Origin of the sequence: Neisseria sp. HMSC073G10 (assembly GCF_001812605.1) — a bacterium.
In the GTDB taxonomy this organism is placed as follows: domain Bacteria; phylum Pseudomonadota; class Gammaproteobacteria; order Burkholderiales; family Neisseriaceae; genus Neisseria; species Neisseria subflava_A.
Genome location: NZ_KV809492.1, coordinates 1 through 336, shown reverse-complemented (window position 1 = coordinate 336; position 336 = coordinate 1). Strand labels below are relative to the sequence as shown.

The 336-nt window shown below is 47.3% G+C and carries 1 protein-coding gene; it reads right to left on the bottom strand.

The annotated features are described in order from the left end of the window. Positions 1 to 26: 26 nt before the first annotated feature. Positions 27 to 284, bottom strand: a complete 258-nt coding sequence (locus HMPREF2865_RS01570; RefSeq protein WP_049225703.1) for a SemiSWEET family transporter — start codon at positions 282 to 284, stop codon at positions 27 to 29. Between the last annotated feature and the right edge of the window lie 52 nt (positions 285 to 336).

Genomic DNA, 336 nt, shown 5'->3' with positions numbered 1-336 from the left:
TTTGCACAGGCCGTCTGAAAACTTCCTTAAAAACTAGTGATAAATGTAATCAAACCCAAAATAATGCCTGGGGCGTTTGCCAGTATGATGGGGTAGTCGCGTTTTTCTTTCAAAAAGCCGTAGGCAAACCATAATGTGCAGTTGATGGCGGCGACGAGGGGTTGCAACGGCGAGCCGGGGTTGCCGGCAAGGTTGTTTTGGATTTGCGGGATATAAGAAACGTACATACCGACGCCGGCCAGGGTGGCGGTGACGGAAAGAATGTGCATTTGTTTTTCAGTCATTGGTTTTCCTTTCTGATTAGACGATTGGGTTTTCAGGCTGTACAGATGTTGA